This is a genomic window from Corallococcus sp. CA054B (assembly GCF_003611625.1).
GTDB classification, from domain to species: Bacteria; Myxococcota; Myxococcia; order Myxococcales; family Myxococcaceae; genus Corallococcus; species Corallococcus coralloides.
Genome location: NZ_RAVY01000009.1, coordinates 15293 through 34686, shown reverse-complemented (window position 1 = coordinate 34686; position 19394 = coordinate 15293). Strand labels below are relative to the sequence as shown.

The window sequence follows — 19394 nt, the reverse complement described above, 5'->3', positions numbered from 1 at the left end:
CCGGGGGAGAATCGCGGTCCTCGGCACAGTGTAGATGACCTGTCGTGAGTTGGAGACGCCGCTTGGGCACGAAACCGTGGGGACGGGCTGGCTGCTGGCTGATGCTGCTGGTGTTCTGGGTGGGCTGCGCCAGCGGACCCACGGTGCGGCTGCGCACGGAGCAGGGGACCCGGACGTATGCACCAGTGACCTGGGACCGGCGTGTGCCGGTCAGTGCACGGGAGTTCGAGGCGGCGCTGGCGCGATTGGTGTTGGAGGTGCCGCTGACGCTGCGGTCACCGAGGGTGGTGCGCGCGGTCGCGAAGAAGGGGGCACAGCTGGACCTGGGGCTCGGGTTCATGCTGCGGGACGGGTACGGGCGGTGGTGCCGGGCGCATGAGGCTCCGGGGGACTGTCTGTCCTTGCTGGAGGATGGGGCGGGTTTCGGTGAGCTGGACCGGCTGACGCTCGCGGTGGGCATGTCGCTGGACCCCTTGCGAGCGAGCATTGGCGCGGCGTTGCAGGACACGCTGAACCCGGAGTTCTTCGTGTCCGTGGTCTCGGGAGCGATTGCGTCCTGGGTGGTGTTGGCGGCGGCTCCGGAGCCTCTGTTCACCAAGGCCGCTGCGGTGATTGCCGCCGTGTTCCTGGCGTACGTGGGCGTGCAGTCGTTCCTCGCGGTGGTGAGGGCGTGCGGTGCGCTGAAGGCGGCCACGGATAGGGCGCAGACGTTCCAGGAGCTGGAGGAGGCGGCGGAGGTCTTCGCGCAGGCATTGGGGCCGGAGGTGGCGCGCGTCTTCGTGCTCGCGGTGACGGTGCTGGTGAGTCACGGCGTGACGGTAGGGCTGTCATCCGCGCTCTCCTTGATGCCGCGCTTCCCGGACGCGGTGCGGCTGGGCTCGACACAGGCGGGCTTCAACCCGGCGCGCGTGCTGGACGTGAGCGCGGTGGCGGTGGTGGACGGAGTGGTGGAGGTGACGCTCGCGTCCACGGCGGTGGCCATGGCTGCGATGGGCCCGCCTCCGAGTGGCAGCACGGGAGGTCCGGGCAAGTGGGTACAGGTGAATGAGTCGATGTCCGACCGTGCCCGCGACTATCAGGCCCAGGTGACGGGGGCGCCGAAGGGCTCCGCGTACCGGGTCAAGCGAGGGGACGAGGAGGTCGACTTCGACGGCTTCGATCCGGAGGAGCCTGTTCTGCTGGAAGCCAAGGGACCTGGCTACGAGCAGTTCTTTGATTCCGATCTGATGGCGAAAGGGTTCTTCAAAAATGCGGACGCACTGGCTGATCAAGCTCAGCGGCAGCTGAGGGTCGCTGGAGGACTGCGCGTTCGATGGGTGGTCGCGGAGGAGAAATTCGCGGATGCACTGCGTCTCCTATTCAAAGACCGCCGCGTCGGAGTGGAAGTACGCTTCCACTCCCCAAAGAAAAGAGCTGTACCGATCGAATGACCGACGACTACTACGTAGGCGCTTACTGGCTGGGACGGTCCGAGGATGCGGAGTCCTGTGCCACCCGAGCATCGAACCTGTTCGATGCACTGGGCCGCCTTGAGCCCGAGTGGCGGAGATGGCACGAGGCCGGACGCACGTTCAAGGATGCGAGTGCACGGACGTTCTCGACGGACCGTGCAAACTTCATGAAGCTGTTCGCTCGGAAGAAGAACCGGCTGGGTGACGCCTTTCGCTACTGGCTGTGGGCGGGAACCCATCCGGATGAGACAAGTCTGGTCGATGGTTACTGCGGTTCCGCGGATGATGTGCCGACGTCGATGTGCTTGGTCAGTCCTCCTCGCCGTGGTGACATGGCAGAGCGCGTCCTGTCCGCACCGCTCCTGCGCGAGGTGCTCCGTTCCGTGGTGCGTTGTTGGGAGCCGACGTGGAGCGTCGTTGCATCTCGGGAGTATCGGGACAAGGTGTCGCCTTCATCGGGAGACGCGGGCACCTTCGTGGGCTGGATGACGTACTTCTCCCGGCAGTGGGGAGAGGTTCCTCCGCTTCCTGCCCCTGTGCGCGTCGAGCCCGTGGATGACCTGGGAACCCTGGTCCTCCTCACGGAGGAACGCTTCACCGTGACGAACCCAGAACACGTCCGGCTGGCCACGGAGGTGCACCAGGTTCTTGATGCAGCCGGTCTACTGCGTGCCTTGTGACAGGAACACCTCCGCTGCTCCTTGCTGTCCCCGTGCTTGTGCTTCCATCCGGTGGAAGGTCGTGAGCGTCCGAGCCAGGCCGTCCACTCCGCCAAACTGGAAGCCCAGCTGCGTGCCGTAGCGGACGCAGCCCTCCACCTTTTTCGGCAGGTGCTCCGTGATGTCCACCGCCAGGGGTCGCAGGCCCTGGGGCACGGCGGCGTCGGGGCGGGCCTTGGGCTGGCGCACGGCGTACGGCGTGTCCCGGTAGTAGAGGATCCGGTTCGTTGGGATGCCCAGCCCCTTCACGGCTCGCACCACCTGCACGTGGTCCACGTGGCTTCCCAACGCCTGGGGCACGAAGACCCGGTCCGGCTTCAGGTCCCACAACACCGGCTTCAGACACTTCGCCACCTTCGCTTCGATGCCGTCGTCCGCTCGCGGTGGCTGGAACAGCGCTTCCGGGCTCGCGTAGCCCCGATGCGGCGCTTCCTCCAGGTCCCCCCACCGCACCTGGTCCACGCCCATGCAGGCCGCGAAGGCGCGGTCCTCCTTCCTCCGCAGGGCCATGTAGTCCACTTCCGGCCCCAGCCCCTTCGATGTCTGACATTGCAGCGCGAAGCCCTTCGGCTTCGGCACCGAGCGCGTGAAGACGGTGACGAGCGCCACCGTCCACCCCTTCGCCTTCAACGCCGCCAACGTGCCTCCACAGGAGAAGGCCACGTCGTCCAGGTGCGGCGACACGAACAGGGCCGTGCTCATAGCAGGTGCGGTTCCGCCCGGAACCGGCAGGTGTGGTCCGCGCGCTCCTCCGTCATCGCCGGGTCGTAGAGGTGCGTCCACCGCGTGTCCGGCCGCGTGCCCGTCAGGTTCCTGTAGACACCTTGAATCCTCCGCCCCACCGCCCGCCACGAGTACAGCTCCCGCACCTCGCGCAGCGCCGTCACCGCCAACCGCTTGCGCAGCGGCGCGTCGTCCATCAGCCGGCCCATCGCCTCCGCCAGCGCGGCGCTGTCCTTCGGCGGCACCAGCAGCGCATCCCTGCCGTCCTCCAGGCAGTCCACCACCCCCACCGCTCGCGTCGACACGATGGGCAGCCCGGAGGCCATCGCCTCCAGCAGCGTGTTGGAGAACCCTTCTGAATACGTGGGCGATACGAACAGGTCCCCGCTCCGGTACAGGTCCGGCGCCTCCGCGTAGGTGGACGCACCCGTCAGCTCCACCACGCCCTGGAGCCCCTCCGTCGCCACCCTCGAACGCAGCGCCTCCACGTCCGGCCCAATCCCAGACACCCGCAGCTTGAACTTCCGCCCGTCCGCCACCAGCCGCTGCACGGCATCCAGCAGCTCCATCACCCCTTTCCGAGCGTCCACCCGGCCGTGGTACAGCCACACCGGCACGTCCCGCAGGTCTCCCTGCGTCGACTCACTCCTCGGATGGAAGCGCTGCGTGTCCGTGGCGCCGGGGACGATGGTGAACCGCTCCAGCGGGGTCCCGTGGTGCTCGCTCACCTCTTGCGCGAAGGACCTGCTCCCAATCAGCAGCGCCCCCGCGTGGCCCAGCACCGCGAGCATCGCCTGCTTGTGCGTCCCGCAGCAGGTCCCCACCCAGTGCCCGTCTCCGCCCTGGATGGAGACGACGTTGGGCAAGCCCAGGAGCCTCGCCGCCTGCAGCGCCGCCAGGCCGCACGGATAGCCGTACTGCGCATGGATGATGTCGAACGGGCGGCGCCGGTGCTCGCGCACCACCGTCTCCACCATCACCTCCAGGTCGTGCTCGAAGCTCGCCGGCTGGCCCTGGTTGATGCGCTGCTCACCCACCGACTCGCAGCCCAGCACGTGCGCGCCTGGGATGCCCGGCGGCGGACCTCCTCCGTACACCGCCATGCCCGCGGCGTCGCTGCGGTACTGGCTCACCATCGTCACGTCATGCCCGCACGCCACCAGCTCCCGCACCAGGTTCAGCGCATAGACGCTCATCCCCGAGATGGCCGGGAAGAAGCGCCGGGAGATGAAGCAGATCCGCAGTCCGTTCACGCTGTTCACGCCGCCACCTCCGCGCCCGTCGGCAGGCGCTCCCTCAACCATTCCAGCGCCCGGGGCACCAGCTCGTGCGCCCGGTGCGCGTCCCGCGACAGCTCCACGCACACCAGCCGGTCGTAGCCCGCGCGCGTCAGCTCTCGCAGGACCGACGGCACGTCCACGTCGCCTTCGCCAAACGGCAGGTGCTCATGCACGCCGCGCTTCATGTCCTCCAGCGCCACCGTGCCCAGCACCGGCGCGAACTCGCGCACCGCCTCCGCGGGGGTCCGCTCCTGCGTCACCAGCAGGTGCCCCACGTCCAATGCCAGACGCACGCCGGGCACCCGCGCCTCCAAGCGGCGCCAGCCGTCCACCGTCTCCACCAGCATCCCCGGCTCCGGCTCCACCGCCAGCACCACGCCGCGCACCGCCGCGTACTCCGCCAGCCGCGTCACGCCGTCCACCAGCCACGGCCACGCGGCCTCCTCCGTCACGCCCGGGCGGGGCACTCCCGCCCAGAAGGACACCGCTTCCCCCCGGCACGTGGCGCACACGTCCACCGCGCGCTTCAGGAACTCCAGCCGCCGCGCGCGGCCCTCCGCTTCCGGGGTGATGAGCGTGGGCTCGTGCTTCCTCCTGGGGTCCAGCAGGAAGCGCGCCCCCGTCTCCACCACCAGCCCCAGGCCCAGCCGCTCCAGCCTCGTGGCGAGCTGCTCCGTGCGCTGCTCGAAGTCCGGCGCGAACGGGTCGAAGTGGTGGTGGTCCAGCGTCAGCGCCACGCCGTCGTAGCCACTGTCCGCGATGAGGCCCAGCGCGTCCTCGAAGCGGTGGTTCGATACACCGTTGGTGTTGTACGCGAAGCGCAGGGCCATGGCTCACTGCCCTCCGAAGCGGCGGCTCGCGAGCACCGCCGGCACCGCGTGGCGGTCCGGCTCCCGGTAGAGCGCGTACAGCCTGCCTACCCGCGCCTCCGCCAGCCGCACGTTGAACCAGACCGGTCCTCCCAGCCGCGACTCGGCCTCTGGCGTCAGCCGCACCGGCTGCGCGCCCGGCGGCGGCGCTCCCAGGCCCACCAGCGGGTCCCTGCGCTCCAGGAGCCTCGATACGTTGCGCTCGCCCAGGCGGTTGTACGTCATCGTCTCCACCTCCAGGCCCGGCACCAGCGCCTTCACCACGTGCACCTGGCGGCCCGGCGGCGACAGGTCCGCGACCAGGATGTCGAAGCCCGCCGCGTGCAGCTGCCTCACCACGTGGTCGCACCGGAGCGACGGGTCCTCCACGGTGGGCGAGCGGGGCAGGTCCTCGAAGCGCACCTTCTGGCGGACCGTCAGCGTGCACGCCGTCAGCTCGCGCAGCGCCGGGGCCGGCAGCCGCGCCCACTCCACCATCGCGTTCAGCGCGCGCGGCTCCTCCGCGTCCAGGTCCACCTGGGGCACGAAGCGGTCCATGTATTCCGGCGGCGCCACCCGGGCCACGTGGCTCAGCGGCCCGTGCATGAACGCCTTGCGTGCTCGCGAGCAGGCGTACTCCAGCAGCGCCTTGCGCAGGGCCCGGTCCCGGTCCGGGTCGGCCGCCTCTCCGCACGCCGTCACCATCAGCGGCTGGTCCCCCACGGACGGGTCGCGACCCACCACGTACAGGTTCACCAGGCCGAAGTCCGTGCTGGCCAGCTTCGCCATCACCTCCACGCCCGCGCGGCGGTAGAGCTCCAACAGCTCGCGCACGTCCGGCGCCAGGTCCGTGCCCTCCAGGTCCAGCACCACGCCCTGGTCCATGGCGCGGTACATCAGCCCGTTGCCGTCGCGCTGGATGAGCTCCAGCAGGCCGTGCGCCAGCGCCTGGGGCCGCGTCAGCCCCGCGCCCTGGCCGTTGGTGATGGGCGTGATGAGCGGGGTCTTCCCCTGCAACTGCCCGGGATGGATGGCGACGTACTCCTCCGGCACCAGCACCCGCTCGCCGGTGGCCAGCCGCTGCATCTCCACCCAGACGAGCGGCAGGTCCGGTTGATACGGACTGCCCGCGGGCAGCCCCAGCGTGAGCGGATCCGCCACCGCGGTGGGGCCTCGCGCGCGCACCAGCGCCGCGTAGCTGCCGTGCACGCGCGGCATGCGGTGCATCGCGAGCTCGCAGAAGGTCTCTTCCACCAGCTCGCCCAGCGCGCCCACCCGCGCCTCTTCGTCCGTGCGGCCGTAGCCGTTGCCGTGCAGCACCGCGCCCGTCCCGCCCCCCAGCGCCAGGCTGGCGGAGGCCACCGGAATCCCCAGCCGGTCGATGGGGTCGATGCGGAACAGCTGCAGGGCGCCGGTGGACACGGCGTGGTGATACGCGTCGATGGCTCGGGCAATGCTCATGACAGTTCCTCCAAGGACAGGGGACGGGTGTGCGGCATGCCCGAGAGCAGCCGGTCGAACAGCGCCAGCGCGTGCTCGCGGGTGACGCCACGCGCGAACTCGAACGGGGTGAAGACGTTCTCGAACGGGAGCTGCTTGAGCACCGCGCGGTAGCGGCGCAGCTCGCCGTGGCTCAGCGGAATCGCGTAGTGGAAGCCCTTGTGGCACGACAGGCCCGTGGGCCTGCCTCGCGCGTCCAGGTCCACCTTCAGCGCGTCGCCGCAGAACAGCGAGCGGGTGCGCGCGTCGTACAGCACCGTCTGGCCCTCGTAGTGGCCGCCCACGCAATGCAGCGTCAGGTCCGGCGCCAGCTCGTGCTCGTCATCCACCGGCCAGCGCACCTGGAAGGCCTTGCTGAAGCGCACCGCGTCCCGGTGCAGCACGAGCAGCGGGTCGAAGTGCTCCTGCAGCTGCCACAGCGCCCCGAAGCCGTGCGGATGCGACGCGGACAGCACCTGGAGGCCGCCCATGACCTCGATGAACTCCAGCGCGGGCCGTGAGTACCAGGGCGCGCCCTCGAAGCCGACGTTGCCCTCGGGCCTGCGCAGCAGCCACCCCGTGGAGCCCAGGCCGAAGGACGGCGTGCAGGTGAAGCCCCAGATGCCGGGCAGCGCCTCCTCCCAGCGCGTGCCGAGCCGCTCCGACACCTGGCCCGCCGTCTGGAAGTCCCAGCCGTCGCGCGGCAGCGCGTTGCGCACGTCCAGGCAGGTGGGGCAGCCCGTGGGCTGCTCGCGCGGGAAGCCCGGCTGCCACGTGCCGCAGTGGGTGCAGGCGTAGCGGGTCAGTGACATGGCGGAAACGCCTTTCCAGCCTGCGTCGCCTGCGTCAGCAGCCCCACGAGCCGCACGTCGCGCTCCGGCGCGAACGGCTGCGGACGGCCCTCCAGCACGCAGGCGGAGAAGACCTCCACCTGGTGGAGGAAGGGGCTGCGGTCCTCTTCCGGCGAGAGGGGGACCCACGTCTCCTCTCCCGTCTTCGCGTCGATGAGCGACAGGGAGCCGCCGGGCGTCTGGCCCATGGTCTTGTACGCCAGCGCTCGCGCCCGGGTGCCGATGAGCTCCAGCGTGCGCCGGGGGTACGCGTCCGGGCAGTTGTAGGCCACCTGCAAGAGGCCCAGCGCGCCGCTCTTGAACTGGCCCATCAACACCGCGCCGTCGTCCACGGCGTAGCGGTGCACGCGCCGCTGCGTCATGGCGGTGAGTGATTCCCACTCGTCGCCCAGCACCACCTCCAGCAGGTCCAGGCCGTGCGGCGCCAGGTCGATCATCGCGCCGCCGCCGGCCTGCTCCGGGTCGATGCGCCAGTTGTCCGGCGTCCAGTCCTCGGGCAGCCAGCAGGCGTAGTGGATGCGCGCCTGGGTGACGGTGCCCAGCACGCCTTCCTTCACCAGCGTGCGCAGCTTGCGGTGCGCCGCGTGGTGGCGCTGGTCGAACGCGGTGGCGTAGTGCACGCCCGCGCGCTGGCACGCGGACACCATGCGCAGGCCATCTCGCGGCGTGACGGCCATGGGCTTCTCGCACAGCACGTGCTTGCCCGCGGCGGCGCACGCCTCCGTCATCGCCGCGTGCAGGTGGTTGGGCGTGGCGATGTAGACGGCCTGCACGTCCTTGTCCGCCAGCACCGACCCCAGCGCGGTGTAGCGATTCACGTCGTCCGCGGGGATGCGCATCAGCGCCTCCGCGTTCGCGTCGCACAGGGCCACCAGCCGCGCGTTGCTCGCGCCCTGGAGCGCCGGGATGACGTAGTCCCGCGCCACCCAGCCACAGCCCACCACCGCCCAGCCCAGTCTTCGGGCCTTCGGCCTCGCCTCGAACATGGTCACCACCTCTCCGGAAGGTTCAAGAGCCAGCGCCGCCGCGCGAGCCGGACGCGCGATTCGTCCGCGCCGCGGGCGGTGGCCTGCTGGAGCAGCGCCGCGTCCCCTCGCAGGTAGTGGGCCGTGGCGTACTCCGCGGCCAGTCCCTGCGTGGGCCAGGCCGGGTGGACGCGCCCGTCACGCACCTCCAGCAGCGGGTTGGGACGCAGCCGCGCACCCGGCACGGGCACGCCGAAGTCGATGGCGCGCCGCCCCGGCCCTCCGGGCCAGGCGAAGGCGAGCGCCTCCGCGGCATCCAGTTGCCCGGGCGCGGTGGCCGGCACGCGGGTTCCTTCGAGGAAGCAGGTGACGAAGGCGGCGTCGTCGTAACAGGCGGCGCCGGGCATGAGCGCCGCGTATTCGTCCGGGCTCAGCGGCGTGCCGCCCACACCCCGCTGGTCCACCTTGCGGTTGTGGGCATGGCCCACGAGCACCCGGCCCGTGCTCCCCGCCACGCGGCGCAGCTCCCCCAGCACGCGGGCCTTGTCCGGCAGGAAGTAGAGCGCGTCGTGGCACATCACCGTGGCGCCCTCCAGGGGCGCGAAGGGCAGGTGTCCCGCGGACGCGTCCGCGCAGAGCAGCATGGCGTCCGGCACGATGAAGTGACGTGCGAGCCACAGCTTGGAGAACACGACGTCCACGCCCAGGACCGGGGTGCCTCTCACGGACACCTCGTGCAGCACCTGCCCGATGCCGCAGGCCACCTCCACCACGCAGGGGGGCGCGTCCCAGTGCTGGGACAGCAGCCCCAGCGCGCTCAGGAAGGTGGGGGCGGACTGCCGGTGGGCGAAGTAGTGGGCGACCGGCCCGAAGCGCAGTTGCTCCAGGGCGTCCCTCAAACCCAGGGCCCGCGACTCGACGCCCTCCACCAGGCGGGTGGTCTCCGCCAGCGGCGGAGGCGGGAGGCGCGCATGGTCGTCCTGGTCTCGCAACAGCAGCGCCTTCGCGTGGAGGCGGTCCCCCCGCTCCAGCGCCGAGACCACGGCTTCGCGCAGGGCTTCCCGGCCGGTGCGCAGGTAGGGAATGCCGTCCACGACGGGCCAGCGCGTGGCTCCATCCGTCCACAGCTCCGGCGTCACGGGCTTCAGGGGCAGGCCGGTGAAGGGATGGCGCAGGCCCGGCGGCGAGGCGGCGCACTCGCGCGGCAGGCTCATGGCCACACCTCCGTCTCGCGCAGCACGTCGTTGCCAAAGGCCTGGAGCGGGCCGGGGTGGATCAGCTCCAGGTCCTCCATGGCCTGGCGCAGGGTGAAGCCCGCCGCGCGCGCGTGGGCCTCCAGCTCCAGGACGCGGTCCAGCGTATCCGCGGCGTTGAAGGCGCGTGCCTCCGCCGAGTCCACGTTGCCGGTGAGCGCCAGCGCCTGCCGCACGACACCGGCCAGCTGCTCCGGCAGCGCGGTCAGCGCCGCGTCCGTGAGTCGCTTCGCGATGGGCTCCAGCCACTCACCCAGCAGGGACTCGCCGGTGTAGCCCGCGTCCGGCAGGGCCGCGTTGAAGAGATGGTGCGAAAGCCCCGCCATGAACGGGAGGGCTGGGGAGGCGCCGAAGCGTGGCGCGACGAGCACCGCGCCCACCGCCACCGCGTAGCAGTGGTCCGCATGACTCTCCAGCGGTGGGACGAGGAGGCGCGGCCGGTTCGGGGACGTGGCCCCGGCGCGGGGCTGACGCACCAGCCGCTCCACGAACAGGGGCGGCGGCACGTGACACGTCTCCTCCGGTGGCTGGGAGAGCGCCACGGACAGCCGCTCCCTCAGGCCCGGGTCCAGCGGCGCGGCCACCGCTTCCAGGCCCCGGTGCAGCACCCGCGTCGCGTCCAGCGGGGACAGCCCCGCCCGCTGGAGGACGTCCATGTCCAGTCCGCCCAGCCGCACCGCCGCCAATGCGCGCGCCGTCTCCCGCAGCGCGACGCTGCGTGGGTCCATGCCGGAGGCCAGCGCGGCCCAGGCCCGGCGGAAGCCGTGCGCCGCCAGGCCGTCCGGGTGGTCCGGGGTGCGGATGCGCTTGAGGTCCATCAGCTCCGACAGGAGCGGGCGGAGCTCCGCCAGACGGCTCGGGGACGCCGTGTCACGCGCGGGTGCGTTCATGGCTTTAGCCCCTGATGCGTTCCGGGCGGCGCTCCGCCTGCCGAGCGCGGCCCGCGCCAAGCCACGCCATCAGCCGGCGCTGCTGCTCCGCCATGGCGTGCTCCACGGGCTCGCCGTCTTGCGACATGGGGGCCTTGAAGAAGCAGCCCAGCGCGTCGATGACGCCGCACTCGCCCCGGCGCTTGGCCAGGTCCAGCGTGCGCGCCAGCTCCACGACGAGCGGCGCGGCGAGGATGGAGTCCTTGCAGAGGAAGTTGAGCTTCAGCTGCATGGGCTGCCCCAGGAAGCCCGTCACGTCGATGTTGTCCCAGGCCTCCTTGTTGTCCCCTCGCGGGCGGTAGTACTGGATTTGGACGACGTGGTCCTGGACCTTGTAGCCAAGGATGCTGTCCAGCGCGGCGCCCTTGGTGTCGAGCTTGTTCTGCTTTGACGCCGGGTCGTTGAGGGCTTCGCCGTCGCGGTTGCCCAGGATGTTGGTGGAGTACCAGCCGTCCACGTGCAGCGCGCGGTCGCGCAGCGCGGGGGCGAGCACCGTCTTGAGCAGCGTCTGCCCCGTCTTGCCGTCCTTGCCCGCGATGGGCGCGCCGGTGCGCTTCGCCAAGAGCAGCAGCGCGGGCACGTCCGCGGCGACGCTGGGCGTGAAGTTGGCGAACGGGATGCCGTCCACGATGGCCGCGTACGCGTAGAGCATCGCGGGGCCGATGTCCGGGGCGTTCGCGTCCAGGGCCTTCTCGAAGGACTCCGGTGTGGCGAACTCCGGACGGGTGAGGTCCACGGCCTTCTCCGTGGAGGCCAGGTTCACCACCACCACGCGGTCCAGCTCCTGGTCCTGCTTGAAGCGGGCCAGGTCGTCGCGGATGGCCCGCACCTGTTCGCGCAGGGTGCGCGCCTTCTTCTCCGCGGTGCCGATGACGTTCTTGCAGAACTTCGCGTTGGAGGCCGCGGGCCACGGCCGCATGCGGCCCAGCGTGGGCGCCACCGCCTCCAGCTGCGCCTCCGTCAGCACCGCGTGGTTGCGCGCCGCGTGCGCCAGGTCGTCCTCGAACAGGTCCCAGCCGCCGAAGGTCAGCTCGCCGTACTCCACCAGCCCCAGGCCCTTCGCATCCGCCAGGGGCAGGCCCCGCGTGTCCACCCGTCCCCGGCGCAAGAGTTCCATGCCCGCCACCGCCGTGGTCGCCACCGCGCCGCCCAGTCCCACCACCGCCACGCCCAACCGCTCGTTGCCCGCCATGTGTAATGCCCCTCCCCGACCGTTGTGCCCCGTGCTCTCGCGGCGACACTTCGGCGGCGCCCCGGGGTGACAGGAGCCCCGTGGCTGGAGGCGCTTGCTTGCGCCCACTCGCTGCGAGAGTTCGTGGAAGGTCGGCACCTGCCCGGGGGCTTTCAACTCAGCCCCGGGACCGTGTGGACTGTCGGCTGGCGGAGGACGGCCTCAGACGTGGCGCAGCTTCCAGCCGCCGCGCCGGAAGAGGGCGGCGCTCGTCAGACCGAGCGCTCCGTACGTGACGGCGATGGCGATGAACGCGCCCGAGGGACCCAGGCCCAGGGGATGGGAGAGGACCCACGCGAGCGGCAGCTGGAGGCCCCAGGAGAAGAGCGCGTTCACCACGGTGGGGGTGGTGGTGTCGCCCGCGCCGTTGAAGGCGTGGGGCAGCACGGTGGCGAAGGCGTAGAGGGCCAGGCTGCAGCTGACGATGCGCAGGCAGCGCACGGCGTGCAGGCCCACCTCCGGCTCGGTGGTGAAGCGGTGGATGAGCGGCTCCGCGAAGACGAGGAAGCCCACCGCCACCACGCCCAGGAACGCGAGCGTGTAGAAGCTGGCGCGCCACGCGGCCCGCTCCGCGCGGTCGGTGTCGCCCGCGCCCAGGCTCTGGCCCACCAGCGTGCCCGCCGCGTGGGACAGGCCCCACGACGGCTGCTGCGCGAAGAGCAGGACGCGCATGGCCAGCGTGTAGCCCGCGAGCGCGGTGCTGCCGAAGGTGGCCACGATGCGCATCAGCACCAGCCAGCTGGACATGCCCAACAGCGACTGGAGCGTGGCGCCTCCCGACAACTTGAGCAGCGAGCGCAGCGTGGACAGCTCCACGCGCAGGTGGCGGCGGCGCAACTCCAGACGTCCGGTGCCCTTGAGCAGGCGGTACACCTGATACAGCACGCCCGTGGAGCGGCCCACGGTGGTGGCCAGCGCGGCGCCGGTGACGCCCATGGCGGGCACGGGGCCCAGGCCGAAGATGAACAGCGGCGCGAGCACGATGTTCACGGAGTTGGCCAGCCACAGCGCGCGCATGGACGTGGCCGCGTCCCCCGCGCCGCGCAGGATGGCGCTGATGAGGAACAGCAGCATGATGATGGGGAAGCTGGCCAGCATCAGCCGCGTGTAGCCCGCGCCGTGCTCCACCACGCCGGGCGCGGCGCCCAGGGCCATGAGCAGCGGACGCGCGAAGAAGCTGCCCGCGAACGCCAGCGGCACGGCCAGCGCGAGCCCCAGGCCCAGGGCCTGCACCGCGGCGCTCGCGGCGCGCTCCGGGTCCTTCTGCCCGATGCGGCGCGCGATGAGCGCGGTGGCGCCGATGGACAGACCCAGTGGCAGGGTCTGGAGGAGCGTGAGCATGGACTCGGTGAGGCCCACGGTGGCGATGGCGTCCGCGCCCAGGTGCGACACGAAGAGCACGTCCACCAGGGCGAAGACGGACTCCATCACCATCTCCAGCACCATGGGCACGGACAGCAGCAGGAAGGCGCGATCCACGGGCCCGGTGGCCAGGTCCTCGGTGGAGCCCTTCACCGCCAGCCACAGGGAGGCAAGGAGGCCCCTGGCTCCAGTGCTAGAGGGGGCGGCGTCCTGGGCGAAGGTTTCAGGCGGGGGTTGCGTCATGGATTGCGCGTTGCAACGGGACGCCTTCTGGCTTTCATCCCTCGCGGTTCCCCGCCTGCCGGCGCGCGCGGCCGGGTAGATTCAGGGCATGGCTTCCGGTCCCCGCGTCCTCCTCCTCGCCGAGCGCTTTCCCCCTGACATCGGGGGGCTCGCGCGCAGCGGCGCGCGCACCGCGGGCTCGCTCGTGCGGCTGGGCGCACGCGTGGACGTGGTCGCCTGGACCCGCACGGCGCAACCCGGAGCACTGGAGACGGTGCAGGACGCGGGGGACGTGTCGCCGTTCGCGAAGGGCGTCACGCTGCACCGGCTGGGGTTGTTCGGCAGCGCGGACCTGTCCATGCAGCACACGCTCGATGTGCTCGGTCACCTGCACTCGCGGCGGAAGTACGACCTGGTGTGGGGGCACTACCTGTACCCGCCGGGCTTCCTCGCGGTGGTGTTCGCGCAGAGCGCGGGGCTCAGGTCCATCCTCAGCGCGCGGGGCAATGACGTGGATCAGCTGATGTTCCCGCCGGGGGACTTCGCCCGCCTGCTCTGGACGATCCAGCGGGCGGACGTGCTCACCGCGGCGTCCGCGGACCTGGGCCGGAAGATGGCGATGCTGCTGGGCCGCGACCCGGGCGTGGAGGTCATCCCCAACGCGGTGGACACGGCGCTGTTCTCACCGGGCCCGGCGGACGCGGCGCTGCGTGAGCGGTTGGGCATCCAGCCGGGCGAGGCGGTGCTCGGCTTCTCTGGAGAGCTGCGCCACAAGAAGGGGCTGCCGTTCCTCTTGTCCGCGCTCACGGAGGTGCGGCGCGTGCGGCCCGCGTGCCTGCTGGTGATTGGCGAGGTGCGCGCCCGGGACGCGGAGCACCTGGTGGCCTACCGGGCGGAGCATCCAGAGGACGCGGCGCGCATCCTCATCTCCGGCGCGCTGGAGTCCCCGGAGCTCATCGCGGAGCACCTGCGGCTGTGTGATGTGTATCTCCAGCCGTCCTTGTGGGAGGGCATGCCCAATGCGCTCTTGGAGGCGATGGCGTGCGCGCGGCCGGTCATCGCCAGCGACGCGGGCGGCATCCCGGAGGCGGTGGAGTCCGGGGTGAATGGCTTCATCGTGGAGAAGGCGCTGCTCAACCACCTGGGGCAGGCGTGCCTGGACGTGCTGGGCCTGCCCGAGGCGAAGCGCGCGGCGCTGGGGGCGGCGGCGCGGGCGCGAATCGAGGCGGGCTTTCAGGCGGACGCGGAGGCGGCGGTGTTGTCGCGCGTGCTGATGCGCGCGATGCCCAGGTCGTCCGCGTAGGTGTTCACGAGCGCCTCCTGCGCGCGGCCCCACGGGAACTCGCGCTCCACGCGGGTGCGGGCGTTGGCGCTCAGTGAGGCGCCGAGGGCGGGGTTCGCGATGAGGTCCTTCACGGCCTCGGCGATGGCCTTGGGCGAGCCGGGGCGGATGCGGTAGGCCTCGGTGGCTTCCGCGAGCGCGCGCACCACGGGCAGGTCGCTGACGACGACGGGCGTGCCGGTGGCCATGGCTTCGAGGAGCTTCAGGGGGCAGCAGCCCTGCACGCAGTTGCGGTCGTTCACGGGCAGCGGCACGAGCACGACGTCGCAGGCGTGGTGCAGCCGGGCGAGCTCTTCCTGGGGCAGGGGTTCGAGGATTTCAACGGCGCCCTGGAGCACGAGGTCGCCGCAGCGGTCCAGGAGGGCGCGGCGCGCGTGCTTGCGCAGGGGGCCCACGAGGGTGAGGGTCACGGGCAGGTCGCGGCGCAGGAGGCGGCAGGCCTCGATGGCGTGGTGCACGCCCTGCCACGCGGTCATGGTGCCGCTGTAGAGCAGGCGCAGCGGGCGGCCGGCTTCGGGGGGGCGTGGAGGGGCGTAGCGGAACACGTCCAGGTCCACGCCATTGGGGATGACGCGCAGGCGCTTCGGATCCGCGCCGCGGGACATCAGGTGCTCGGCGGTGACGGCGCTGGGCGTGACGAGGAGGTCCGCGGCCTGGAGGCAGGCCTCTTCTTGCGCGAGCAGCTTGCGCATCAGCTCCGCGTCATCGGAGACGTCGGGGTGGTGGTACTTGAGCTCGATGGAGGGCAGGCCGTTGACCTCGTAGACGAGCGCGTCGGTGAGGGCGGCCTTGCGCCGGGCGATGGGGTAGCCCTCGAAGATGGAGCGAACGTGGACGACCTTCGCGCGCGGCCGGCCCCGCCACCAGGCACCCAGGTGCGAGCGGAACGTCAGCGCCTGGGCGACCAGGTCTTTTCCGCGGGCACCCAGCGGGTGGTAGGTGACGTGGGGCCCCAGGGCAGGCGGGGGAGCGCCGGGCGCATCGCCAATGGCCACGAGGTCCACCGGGCCGAACGCGGCGCCCAGGGCCTCCACGAAGGCGCGGATGTGCACGGCGGCGCCCTTGGGCGCGGGGAAGCGGTCGAAGGACGCGTAGACGATTCCGGAGGTGCCCACGGAAGAGTGCTACCGCGACGGCGTGCCGGCGGCAAACGGGGCCCGCCCGCCGATTCCAGGGAAGCGCGCGTAGGCGCGCAGCAAGGCGTCGAGGTGCGTGGGGTCGTCCAGGTCCAGAGGTGCGTCCGTGAGCTGGACGATCCAGCCTCCGGAGGTCGTGCGCTGGGAACGGGTCAGCAGCTCCGCGTCACGTGTTGCATCCGGGAACCCGAGGAGCCGCGCAGAGGCCGCGGACCAGTAGTTGAGCCATCCGAGGCGATGCGGCACCTCGGGCGCACGAAGTGCCTCTGGGAGCTTGAGCGCGGGCAGGCCCCTGGGAGGTTTGGGCGGTCCTCCCACCGTGGGGCTTGTCTGCAACGCGATGTCCGATGCCGTGCCGCTGGGGGTCACATGGCCCCAGAAGGCGTGTGCGGCTTCCGCCACCGCTGCGAGCACTGCCGTAGCCACGGTGATGCCGCTGGGCTCCCTGCGCCATTTCGCATGAACCTGGAATTGAGCCTGCCGGCCAGCGGAGACGCCCGCGGGGCTCTCCCATCCCGTCAGCGTCACGAGATGTTGTTCATCCCCGTTGCAGAGGAGGGGCATTCCGCGAGTTGGCTGTTCTTGGGCGATCCATGCATCCCGCTGCGCCAGCGGGATGAACCGGCCTTCGTCGGAGATCGACCACGAGAGGCTCAGTCCTGGAAAGGCCTGCTCCATGGCACGAGCTGTCCTGATGGGTCGGTCGTCATCCGCCACGAGCGCGGGCGCATGGGCGATGAGCAGAAAACGCGGTGGAGTTGCCATCTCAGCACCAGTCCATGACAACAACGGTGAGGCCATCAACCTCACTGCGCAAGGCTTCCATGTGCGCGGCGCTTCGGACTCCCACCGCGAAGCTGTATCCGCAGGCCTGCGCGATGTCGCGCTCCCGTGTCAGCTCCGCCGCCTGCTTCCTGAGAACGATTTCCTGCAGTGCCTCCGAGTACGCATCGAAGTTGTCGGTCTTGATCTCCCAGCGCGTGCGCGTCGCAGGTTGTAGCGCGTCGAAGGCTTTGCCGTTGACCAGCACGTTGGCGCCTCGGAAGGCGTTGCGCGGAATGTTGTCGGCGCACGTGTTGTGCAAACTGTTCCCCCCTTTGGGCGGAACCCGCTTGGGGATGCACTGCGGGCCGCGCCCTTGCGGATCCGCCGAGCTGGGAGGCCCTGGCGGAGGAAACCAGTCCCGTCCGGAGGCACTCCCCTCGGGCTTGGGGCTGTGCTCCGCCACGGGTTGCCGTGTGAGGGGGCGCGTCCGGGGCGCATCTTCATCCGGAGACGCATGCCGCAGCTCATACGCCTCCAACTCCTCCTTGATGGCGACCGCCACCACCACCACTCCGATGACGACCACGGCGCCCACCACGAGCTCCGGCTGCGTCAGCAGGCAGACGCCCACCACCATTTGCAGACTCGCCGCGTCCGCCGTGGCCACGGGACATCGCTGCTCGACGTCCCGAAAGCGGACTCGCCGCGTGTCCAGCGCGGGAAAGCACTGCTCCACCACTTCGGTCCAGGGCCGGGACGCCTCCCGCACCACACACCGGCCGTCGTCTCTCCAGGGAAGCTCCGCCGCGCGCTGAAGGTTTGCACGCCTCGGGCTCCGGGACTCGGGCGGCTGTGTCGTCGCGCAGGCCGTGACGAGGAAGAGCATCAGTGCGACGCAGGTGCGGAAACGCATGCCCCGGCTGCCATAGCATGGCGCGCATGTTCATGAGTTCCGTGGTGATGGTGGCGCTGTTCACGGCCGCGCCCGCTCCCAAGGCCCAGTCCCTGACGTGGAAGGTGACCGGCTCCGATGTCTCGTTCGAGATGTCGTCCAAGGACCTGCGCGCCCTGCGCGGCGGCAAGGAGGTCTTCGGCCTCCTGTCCCGCAAGAAGGGCTTCCTGGAGGACCTGAAGCCCGACCCGGAGGAGACCCGGGACATGTCCGACTGGGAGGCCAACCAGTCCTTCAAGGTGCTGTCGGTCGTGGGGCCCTGGGCGAGCTACGAGGAGTCCAGCTCCGGCTACACCGGCGGCGCCCACCCGTACGCGCATTCCGGCTACGTCACCTGGGACGTGACGAAGGACCGGGGCGCCTTCAACCTGCTGGACGTGTTCCCGGAGAAGGACGTCCTCCAGGCCCTCAAGGCGGACGGCTTCGTGAAGAAGCACGTCGGCGACGCGAAGGCCTTCGCGAGCGCGAAGACCGTGGCGGCCTTGCTGGAGAGCCTGGAGCCCGGCGAGGACTGCGTGGGCTTCCAGTACGGCCTCGACAACGTGAAGCGCTCCGTCGCCTTCCACCACGTCGAAGGCGACAAGGTCGCCGTGCGCATCGCGTTTGGCTACGACAACGAAGCCTGCCGCGGAAACATGTTCGTGGTGGGCATGCTGTTGCCCATCCCCGCGACCCTGAAGCCCGCCCTGGAGCGCGCGAACACGCGCCAGGAGGGCTTCCTCATGAAGGACGCCAGGAGCGCCAAGGCGCCCACCGTGAACTTCGAGTGGGAGGGCGCCGACGCGAAGAAGCCCTGATCAGGCCGGCTTTTCGATGTGGCCGTCCGCGTGCCGCGCGAAGCGGCCTTCCTCGCGCGCGTGCACCGGGTCGTGGCTGGGCCAGGGCCAGCCGCCGAAGCCCGTGCGCTGGTAGTCCGCGAAGGCCTGCTGGATCTCCTGCCGCGAATTCATCACGAACGGGCCGTACTGCACGACCGGCTCGCCAATGGGCCGCCCCTGGAGCAGCAGCAGCTCCGCCGTCTCCGGGCCGTTCTCCAGCACCACGTCCACGTCCGCGCGCAGCTCGATGGCGTTGCGCGCCGGCACCGCCCGGCCTCCCACGCTCATCTTCGAGCCCAGGAAGAAGTAGAGCATCCGGTTCGTGCCGCGCTTCGCCGCCGGCAGCGTCCAGCGCGCTCCCGGCTCCATCTTCAGCGTCCAGATGGCCACGTCCGCGTCCGCGTTCGCGGCCCACGACTTGGGCGGCGACGGCGGCGCCTGGAGGTCACCCAGGTTGCCCGCCACCACGGTGACGTTCGTGGCGCGGCCCGCGTCGTCCTTCGCCACGTGGCGCGGGATGACGTGGTTCCACAGCATGGAGAAGTGCGCGGGCACCATCTTGTTGGCGCGCGGCAGGTTGAGCCAGATTTGAAACAGCTCGATGTGGTTGCCCTGGTCCTGCTTGAGCAGCGGGAACATCTCCGAGTGGTTGATGCCGCCGCCCGCGGTGAGCCACTGCACGTCGCCCTCGCCGAAGCGCGCCGCCGCGCCCAGCGAGTCCGAGTGGTCCAACAGCCCGTTGCGCACGATGGTCACCGTCTCGAAGCCCCGGTGCGGGTGCTGCGGGAAGCCCGGCACCACGGTGCCGTGGTACATGTTCCAGCCGTCCCGCCCCGCGAAGTCCTGGCCGATGTCCCGGCCCGCGAGCGACGCGTTCGGCCCCAGCTTCTCGTTGCCCTGGGGGTAGCGGTCGTCATGGTGCACGCAGAAGAGGAACGGATCCGGCGTCCGCCACGGGGTGGGGGACGGCCCGAGCGGATCCACGCGGACCACGGCTTCCGGTTGCTGTGCCTGCTGCTGACTCATCTTCGACTCCTCTGCCTTTCCCGAACCGCGTGAACACCCCAC

Annotated in this window: 18 protein-coding genes; 4 read left to right on the top strand and 14 right to left on the bottom strand. The window is 70.9% G+C overall.

The window, feature by feature from the left end:
- Positions 1-62: 62 nt before the first annotated feature.
- Positions 63-1430 (top strand): restriction endonuclease fold toxin 5 domain-containing protein, encoded by a 1368-nt coding sequence (locus tag D7V80_RS04035; RefSeq protein WP_233585121.1) that lies wholly within the window; start codon positions 63-65, stop codon positions 1428-1430.
- Positions 1427-2131, top strand: a complete 705-nt coding sequence (locus D7V80_RS04030) for an immunity 52 family protein (protein ID WP_120586898.1) — start codon at positions 1427-1429, stop codon at positions 2129-2131. The genes D7V80_RS04035 and D7V80_RS04030 overlap by 4 nt, the downstream gene beginning before the upstream one ends.
- On the opposite strand, the gene D7V80_RS04025 is transcribed toward D7V80_RS04030, so the two are convergent.
- The 10 genes from D7V80_RS04025 to D7V80_RS03980 all read right to left on the bottom strand — a co-directional run bounded on the left by D7V80_RS04025 (position 2114) and on the right by D7V80_RS03980 (position 13244).
- Entirely contained in the window at positions 2114-2872 is a 759-nt protein-coding gene (locus D7V80_RS04025) for a PIG-L deacetylase family protein (RefSeq protein ID WP_120586897.1), read from the bottom strand. The two genes, D7V80_RS04030 and D7V80_RS04025, sit on opposite strands and share 18 nt — an antisense overlap.
- On the bottom strand, positions 2869-4155 hold the full coding sequence (locus tag D7V80_RS04020) for a glycosyltransferase family 4 protein (protein ID WP_233585120.1): 1287 nt from the start codon (positions 4153-4155) through the stop codon (positions 2869-2871). The genes D7V80_RS04025 and D7V80_RS04020 overlap by 4 nt, the downstream gene beginning before the upstream one ends.
- Positions 4152-5003 carry a sugar phosphate isomerase/epimerase gene (locus D7V80_RS04015; RefSeq protein ID WP_120586895.1) on the bottom strand — a complete coding sequence of 284 codons (852 nt, stop codon included), beginning with the start codon at positions 5001-5003 and terminating at the stop codon, positions 4152-4154. The genes D7V80_RS04020 and D7V80_RS04015 overlap by 4 nt, the downstream gene beginning before the upstream one ends.
- A gap of 3 nt (positions 5004-5006) precedes the next feature.
- Entirely contained in the window at positions 5007-6482 is a 1476-nt protein-coding gene (locus D7V80_RS04010) for a YcaO-like family protein (protein ID WP_120586894.1), read from the bottom strand.
- Complete coding sequence (locus tag D7V80_RS04005) at positions 6479-7312, bottom strand: hypothetical protein (RefSeq protein WP_120586893.1); 834 nt, start codon at positions 7310-7312, stop codon at positions 6479-6481. The genes D7V80_RS04010 and D7V80_RS04005 overlap by 4 nt, the downstream gene beginning before the upstream one ends.
- Complete coding sequence (locus tag D7V80_RS04000; RefSeq protein ID WP_120586947.1) at positions 7303-8337, bottom strand: Gfo/Idh/MocA family protein; 1035 nt, start codon at positions 8335-8337, stop codon at positions 7303-7305. Before D7V80_RS04000 ends, D7V80_RS04005 begins: the two co-directional genes overlap by 10 nt.
- Before the next feature lie 2 nt (positions 8338-8339).
- Positions 8340-9530, bottom strand: coding sequence for a class I SAM-dependent methyltransferase (locus D7V80_RS03995; RefSeq protein WP_120586892.1), 1191 nt, complete (start codon positions 9528-9530; stop codon positions 8340-8342).
- Positions 9527-10459, bottom strand: coding sequence for a hypothetical protein (locus tag D7V80_RS03990; protein ID WP_120586891.1), 933 nt, complete (start codon positions 10457-10459; stop codon positions 9527-9529). The genes D7V80_RS03995 and D7V80_RS03990 overlap by 4 nt, the downstream gene beginning before the upstream one ends.
- 4 nt (positions 10460-10463) lie before the next feature.
- Positions 10464-11690, bottom strand: a complete 1227-nt coding sequence (locus D7V80_RS03985) for an inositol-3-phosphate synthase (protein WP_120586890.1) — start codon at positions 11688-11690, stop codon at positions 10464-10466.
- Positions 11691-11891: 201 nt separating this feature from the next.
- A complete protein-coding gene (locus tag D7V80_RS03980; protein WP_233585119.1) occupies positions 11892-13244 on the bottom strand; it encodes an MATE family efflux transporter in 1353 nt (450 codons plus the stop codon).
- Between the two features lie 178 nt (positions 13245-13422).
- On the opposite strand from D7V80_RS03980, the gene D7V80_RS03975 reads away from it, so the two are divergent.
- The gene (locus tag D7V80_RS03975) at positions 13423-14616 is read left to right on the top strand and encodes a glycosyltransferase (RefSeq protein WP_120586888.1); all 1194 of its coding nucleotides are present in this window, start codon (positions 13423-13425) and stop codon (positions 14614-14616) included.
- Here D7V80_RS03975 and D7V80_RS03970 read toward each other — a convergent pair.
- The 3 genes from D7V80_RS03970 to D7V80_RS03960 are packed head-to-tail and all read right to left on the bottom strand — an operon-like array spanning position 14547 to position 17223.
- Positions 14547-15770: a glycosyltransferase family 4 protein gene (locus D7V80_RS03970; protein WP_120586887.1), complete on the bottom strand. Its 1224-nt coding sequence runs from the start codon at positions 15768-15770 to the stop codon at positions 14547-14549. The genes D7V80_RS03975 and D7V80_RS03970 overlap by 70 nt on opposite strands.
- Positions 15771-15779: 9 nt before the next feature.
- On the bottom strand, positions 15780-16556 hold the full coding sequence (locus D7V80_RS03965) for a DUF5953 family protein (protein ID WP_120586886.1): 777 nt from the start codon (positions 16554-16556) through the stop codon (positions 15780-15782).
- A 1-nt stretch (position 16557) separates the two neighbouring features.
- Positions 16558-17223 (bottom strand): DUF6310 domain-containing protein, encoded by a 666-nt coding sequence (locus D7V80_RS03960; protein WP_370452451.1) that lies wholly within the window; start codon positions 17221-17223, stop codon positions 16558-16560.
- A gap of 272 nt (positions 17224-17495) precedes the next feature.
- Between D7V80_RS03960 and D7V80_RS03955 the strand changes: the two genes are divergently transcribed.
- On the top strand, positions 17496-18305 hold the full coding sequence (locus tag D7V80_RS03955) for a hypothetical protein (RefSeq protein WP_233585118.1): 810 nt from the start codon (positions 17496-17498) through the stop codon (positions 18303-18305).
- Here D7V80_RS03955 and D7V80_RS03950 read toward each other — a convergent pair whose 3' ends face one another.
- Positions 18306-19352, bottom strand: coding sequence for a pirin family protein (locus D7V80_RS03950; protein WP_120586883.1), 1047 nt, complete (start codon positions 19350-19352; stop codon positions 18306-18308).
- Positions 19353-19394 lie beyond the last annotated feature (42 nt).

Coding starts and splice junctions, on each gene's coding strand:
- D7V80_RS04030 (WP_120586898.1), top strand. CDS start 1,427: ATGACCGACGACTACTACGTAGGCGCTTACTGGCTGGGACGGTCCGAG.
- D7V80_RS04025 (WP_120586897.1), bottom strand. CDS start 2,872: ATGAGCACGGCCCTGTTCGTGTCGCCGCACCTGGACGACGTGGCCTTC.
- D7V80_RS04015 (WP_120586895.1), bottom strand. CDS start 5,003: ATGGCCCTGCGCTTCGCGTACAACACCAACGGTGTATCGAACCACCGC.
- D7V80_RS04010 (WP_120586894.1), bottom strand. CDS start 6,482: ATGAGCATTGCCCGAGCCATCGACGCGTATCACCACGCCGTGTCCACC.
- D7V80_RS04005 (WP_120586893.1), bottom strand. CDS start 7,312: ATGTCACTGACCCGCTACGCCTGCACCCACTGCGGCACGTGGCAGCCG.
- D7V80_RS04000 (WP_120586947.1), bottom strand. CDS start 8,337: ATGTTCGAGGCGAGGCCGAAGGCCCGAAGACTGGGCTGGGCGGTGGTG.
- D7V80_RS03995 (WP_120586892.1), bottom strand. CDS start 9,530: ATGAGCCTGCCGCGCGAGTGCGCCGCCTCGCCGCCGGGCCTGCGCCAT.
- D7V80_RS03990 (WP_120586891.1), bottom strand. CDS start 10,459: ATGAACGCACCCGCGCGTGACACGGCGTCCCCGAGCCGTCTGGCGGAG.
- D7V80_RS03985 (WP_120586890.1), bottom strand. CDS start 11,690: ATGGCGGGCAACGAGCGGTTGGGCGTGGCGGTGGTGGGACTGGGCGGC.
- D7V80_RS03975 (WP_120586888.1), top strand. CDS start 13,423: ATGGCTTCCGGTCCCCGCGTCCTCCTCCTCGCCGAGCGCTTTCCCCCT.
- D7V80_RS03965 (WP_120586886.1), bottom strand. CDS start 16,556: ATGGCAACTCCACCGCGTTTTCTGCTCATCGCCCATGCGCCCGCGCTC.
- D7V80_RS03955 (WP_233585118.1), top strand. CDS start 17,496: ATGTTCATGAGTTCCGTGGTGATGGTGGCGCTGTTCACGGCCGCGCCC.
- D7V80_RS03950 (WP_120586883.1), bottom strand. CDS start 19,352: ATGAGTCAGCAGCAGGCACAGCAACCGGAAGCCGTGGTCCGCGTGGAT.